This is a genomic window from Methylobacterium indicum (assembly GCF_001043895.1).
Classification (GTDB): Bacteria; Pseudomonadota; Alphaproteobacteria; order Rhizobiales; family Beijerinckiaceae; genus Methylobacterium; species Methylobacterium indicum.
Genome location: NZ_JTHF01000452.1, coordinates 1 through 5,269 on the forward strand (window position 1 = coordinate 1; position 5,269 = coordinate 5,269).

Here is a 5,269-nt window from a genome sequence, read left to right on the forward strand (position 1 = left end):
CTGGGCCCAGCCGGTGATGCCGGGCTTGACCTTGTGACGGGCGAAGTAGCCGTCGACGACCTGGTCGTAGAGGGTGTTGGCCGCCTTCGCCTGGAGGGCGTGCGGGCGCGGCCCGACGAGGGACAGGTCGCCCTTCACCACGTTGATGAGCTGGGGCAGCTCGTCGAGCGAGCTCTTGCGGATGAAGCGGCCGACCGGGGTCACCCGCGGGTCGCCCTTGGTGACGATCTTGCTCGCCGTATAATCGCACTGGTCGGTATACATCGAGCGGAACTTGTAGACGTCGATGATCTCGTTGTTGAAGCCGTGGCGCTTCTGCCGAAAGAAGACCGGGCCGCGCGAGGTCAGCTTCACGGCGAGCCCGACGCCGAGCATCACCGGCGAGAGCAGCAGCAGCAGCACGGCGCCGACCACCCGGTCGAACACGCCCTTGACCACCACGTCCCAGTCGGCGATCGGCCGGTCGAACACGTCGAGCACCGGCACCGAGCCGAGATAGGAGTAGCTGCGCGGGCGGAGCCGGAGCTTCGAGGCATGGGCCGAGAGGCGGATGTCGACCGGCAGGACCCAGAGCTTGGCGAGCATCTGCAGGATGCGCGCCTCGGCCGAGATCGGCAGGGTGAAGACGATCAGGTCGACCTTGGTGCGCCGGGCGAAGGTCACGAGGTCGCTGACGGTGCCGAGCTTCGGGTAGCCGGCGACCACGTCGGCCGAGCGGCCGTCGTTGCGGTCGTCGAACAGGCCGACGACCTTGAGGCCGGAATCGCCCTGCGCCTCGATCGCCCGGATCAGGGCCTCCGCCGGCTCGCCGCCGCCCACGACGGCGACGCGCCGGTCGAAGCGGCCGCGGCGCATCTGCGCGCTCACCACCAGCGACAGGACGAGCCGCTCGGCCACCAGGAGCGCCAGCCCGCCGCCATAGACGGTGCCGAGCCACAGGCGCGAGTAGTTGTCGCCGAGCTTGGCGAAGAACAGGACCGTGGCGGCGAGCAGCATCACCAGCGACCAGCCGAGCACCACCCGGGCACCGACGCTGAAGAAGGCCCGGAACGCCCGGATCCCGTAGGCGCCGAGCGCCTGCAGCACCAGCACGTTGAGGCCGGCGAGCCCCAGGATCGCCGCGACGTAGCCGAGATGGAGCGGCACCACGCCGGCGAGGAGCCAGCGCTGGGCGCACAGGCCGGCGAGCGCCACGAGGCCGAACTCGACCGCCCGGACGCAACCGGTGAACACCACCGGCGACACCGCCGGGTCCGGCCGTACCGGCGCCACGGTCTCGGCGGGAGGCACGGCCTCGCGCTCGTGGCCGGCGCGGCCGAGCGGGCCGCCCTGGTCGGCCGCCACGGTCTTGAGGATGTCGCGGACGTCGAACGCACTCATGGCACGGTTCCGGTCACGGCTCGCGGGGGAGACCCCCGCATCGATCTAGGTGGAAAACGGAGGATCGCCCGTGGGCACTGACAAAAGCATTAAGATGCCCGCGATCGAATCGCTAAAAATGGATCGATCCCGGGGCGGGCATCCCCTCACGCTCCGACGATCCGCTGGCGGGCGGCGGCATAGCCCGCGAGCCCGTCCTCGGCCATCTGGTCCATCGAGAACCGGCAGCGGATGAAGGCGCTCAGGCCCGCCGCTTCGCCGCGGCGCGCCTCCGGATTCTGGTCGACCTTGCGCAGGATCGCGCCCGCGAGGGCGGCGGCGTCGTTCGGCGGGACCAGGGCGGGGGCGGCGGGCCCGAAAATCTCCGGGATGCCCCCGACATCGGTCGAGACCATCGGCTGGGCCGCCGCCGCCGCCTCCAGGATCACGTAGGGCAGCGATTCGGCGAGGGAGGGCACCACCATCACGTGGGCGCGGCTCAGCGCGGCGCGGATCGGCTGGGGCGGCTCGAAGCGCACGTCCTCGGCGAGACCCAGAGCCGCGACCCGCGTGCGCAGGGTATTTTCGTCCGGCCCCGAGCCGACCACCAGCAGCGTCAGGCGCCGTCCGCGCTCGCGGCGCAGGCGCGCCAGGGCCTCGAACAGCACCGGGACGCCCTTCGCCTCGCGCAGCTCGCCGATATAGACGAGGTCGAGGGCGTCCGGCGCCCGGTCGATCGGGGCGAATTCCTCGGCGGCGATGCCGTTATGGACGATCCGCACCAGCCGCGTCGTCGGTCCGACATAGGCCCGGTAGCGCCCGGCGATGAAGTCGCTCTCGAACAGGAAGACGTCGGTGCGGGCGGTGAGCACGCGCTCGGCCTGCATGTAGAGGCGATGGAGGGCCGAGCCGGGGCGGTAGTTGAAGCTGCCGCCATGCGGCGTGTAGGCCCGCACCGGACGCAAGGCCGACCCGACCGGGACCAGGCGGGCGAACAGGCCGCCCTTCGAGCCGTGCCCATGCAGCACGGTCGGCGCGGCGCGGCGCGCGAGCCGCGAGAGGGCGGCAAGCGCCGAGAGATCGCTCGGATGCGGGTTGCGGCGCATCGGCAGGCGGGTGACGCCGAGGGTCAGGTGCGGGGCGAGATCCGCCAGGGCGGCCTCGGCCCGGGCACCGCCGGTGCTGGCATCGCAGAACAGTCCGACATCGTGGCCGGCCGCGGCCTGGAGCCGGGCGACGTCGACGACGTGGCGAAAGAGGCCCCCGACCGGAGCCCGGAAGACGTGCAGGATGCGCTCCCGCGGCGCGGCCGCCGCGAGCGGGGCGGCATCCCGGAGCGCGGCGTCCCGCGGAGCGGGACTGGCGACGAGGCGGAGTGGGGAGGCGGCCACGGGCGTGTCCTCAGGCTCGATGACGGCGCCGCGGCGCGCGGCAGCCTCCATCTCGCCCCGGGACCGTACCCGGCCGGTTAAAGTCCGGTCGAAAGTTTTGTCCGTACCCGGATCGACGGGCGCGTGGTTAACCGCTGGTCAGTGGAAGTCGAGATCGCAGGATGGCCTGTCGCGTCCCAGACCTTGCCGGCGCGCAGGGCGGGGGAAGGAGCACGGGCACTCCTCAGAACCAGCGCTCCTTGACGACGATCGTGTCGCCGGGGCGCACCGGGTAGGTCATCGGCACGATGCCGGAGACGAGGCCGGTCGGCCCCTCGCGGGTGACGACGGCGTAGTCGCGGGCGGCGCGGGGCCCGAAGCCCGCCGCGATCGCCACCGCGGTCTCGACCGTCATGCCGCTGACATAGGGGTACTGGCCCGAGGTCGTGACCTCGCCCAGGATGAAGAACGGCCGGTAGACCTCGACCTCGACCGTGACGTGGGGCTCGCGCACGAAGCCGTCGCGCAGGCGCGCCTCGATGGCGCGGGCGGCCTGGGCGGTGGAGCCGCCCGCGACCTTGACCGGGCCGATCAGCGGCAGGGCGATGCGTCCGGCGCCGTCCACCGCGTAGATGTTCGAGAGGTTGTCCTGTCCGAAGACGATCACCCGCAGCTTGTCGCCGGCCGCCAGGGAATAGGCGGCACCGACCGAGCCCGTTCCCGTCTCGTCGAGCAGAGCGGTGCGGTATTCCGGCCGCAGGCAGCCCCCGAGCGCCAGGGTGGTCGCCACGGTGGTCACCATGCCGGTGAGGAGGGCGCGTCGGTTCATCGCTTCCGGCCAGTCCAGATCGTGTCGGCGAGGTCTGATGCCCGAGGTCTAGGGCGGCATGGTTAATGAAGTCTCACCCGGACAGGGCGTACGGAACCGGATCGTCCGCGCCGCCAGTGCCTTAACTTGTCGGCAACCTTAATCGGGTGTTATCGCGGCGCGGCCCGTCCACGGGCCGTCTCTCTCCGCGTCCTGACAGACGGTCCGCCATGCCCCGCGCCTTCCCCTTCGCCGAGCGGTCGCGTGCCCGCCTGCCCGACCGCCTGGCCGGGCGCAGCCGCAAGGGCCCGGACGCGGCCCGCCCCGACCTCGCGCCCCGCGAGGACGCCGACAGCGCGTCCTCGGACGGCCTGACTCTCGGCGATGTCGGCCGCCTGCTGCGGCGGCGCTGGTTGGTGATCCTGCTGCCGACGGTCGTGGCCTTCGGGCTCGCCGTCGTCTTCGTGCATGTCGTGACGCCGCGCTACACCGCGGAGGCCAAGCTCCTGCTCGAGAGCCGCGACAGCGCGCTGACGCGCCTGCAGCAGGACCGGGGCGAGCTGCCCCAGCCGATCGACGAGCAGGCCGTGGCGAGCCAGGTCCAGGTGGTGATGTCGCGCGACATCGCCCGCGAGGCGATCAAGAGCCTCGGCCTCGTCGGCAACCCCGAATTCGACCCGATGGTGAAGGGCGTCGGCGGCCTCCAGCAGGTGCTGGTGATGCTCGGCCTCGCCCAGAACCCCCTCGACCGCGAGCCGGTCGACCGGGTGCTGGAAAAATACTTCGAGCGGCTGCTGGTCTACCCGGCCGGCAAGTCGCGCATCCTGACGATCGAGTTCCGCTCGAAGGACCCCGAGCTGGCCGCGAAGGCCGCCAACACGATCTCGGACCTCTATCTCTCCTCGCTCGCCGCCGCCAAGGTCGACACCGCGCGCTACGCCTCGACCTGGCTCGGCTCCAACATCGACGCCCTGCGCAGCCGCGTCGCCGAGGCCGAGGGCAAGGTCGAGGCGTTCCGCGCCCGCAACGGCCTCATCGGCAGCGGCGGCACCGCCAACCAGCCGCTCGCCGCCCAGCAGCTCGCCGAGCTCTCGACCCAGCTGACCCAGGCCCGCGCCGCCCAGGCCGATTCCGTCGCCAAGGCCAAGCTGATCCGCGAGATGCTCAAGGACGGCCGCAGCTTCGAGATCCCGGACGTCGCCAACAACGAGCTGATCCGCCGCCTCGTCGAGCAGCGCATCGGCCTGAAGGCGCAGCTGGCGCTGGAGGCCCGCACCCTGCTGCCGCAGCACCCGCGGATGAAGGAGCTCGGCGCCCAGCTCGAGGGCCTGGAGACGCAGATCCGGGCCGCCGCCGACCGCGCGGTGCGTACCCTCGAGAACGATTCCCGCATCGCCGGCAGCCGGGTCGAGAGCCTGCAGGCGGCGGTGGACGCCCAGCGCACCATCGTCGCCAAGGCGAATGGCGACGAGGTCGAATTGCGGGCGCTGGAGCGCGAGGCGAAGGCCCAGCGCGAGCAGCTCGAATCCTATCTCGGCCGGTTCCGCGAGGCCGCGGCCCGCGACGCGGCGAGCGCCGCCCCGGCGGATGCCCGGGTGGTCTCCCGCGCGGTGGTGCCCGACCTGCCGTCCTTCCCCAAGAAGCTGCCGATCATCCTCTTCGCCACGGTGATCGCGTTCCTGTTCGCCATCGGCGGGGTCGTCGCCAAGGCGCTGCTCGCCGGCGATCCCCC

At 72.0% G+C, this 5,269-nt stretch carries 4 protein-coding genes; 1 reads left to right on the plus strand and 3 read right to left on the minus strand.

Annotation, left to right across the window (positions count from 1 at the left end; translation table 11 throughout):
- From QR78_RS31410 to QR78_RS31420, 3 genes are all read right to left on the minus strand, one after another.
- Nucleotides 1–1,380, minus strand: a 1,380-nt coding sequence (locus QR78_RS31410) for an exopolysaccharide biosynthesis polyprenyl glycosylphosphotransferase (protein ID WP_048431566.1), incomplete at its 3' end; no start/stop codon positions are given.
- 146 nt (nucleotides 1,381–1,526) lie between these two features.
- Nucleotides 1,527–2,801, minus strand: coding sequence for a glycosyltransferase (locus tag QR78_RS31415; RefSeq protein ID WP_082172196.1), 1,275 nt, complete (start codon nucleotides 2,799–2,801; stop codon nucleotides 1,527–1,529).
- 172 nt (nucleotides 2,802–2,973) lie between these two features.
- Nucleotides 2,974–3,558: a polysaccharide biosynthesis/export family protein gene (locus tag QR78_RS31420; RefSeq protein ID WP_048431567.1), complete on the minus strand. Its 585-nt coding sequence runs from the start codon at nucleotides 3,556–3,558 to the stop codon at nucleotides 2,974–2,976.
- 209 nt (nucleotides 3,559–3,767) lie between these two features.
- Between QR78_RS31420 and QR78_RS31425 the strand changes: the two genes are divergently transcribed.
- Nucleotides 3,768–5,269, plus strand: a 1,502-nt coding sequence (locus QR78_RS31425) for a GumC family protein (RefSeq protein WP_162234110.1), incomplete at its 3' end; no start/stop codon positions are given.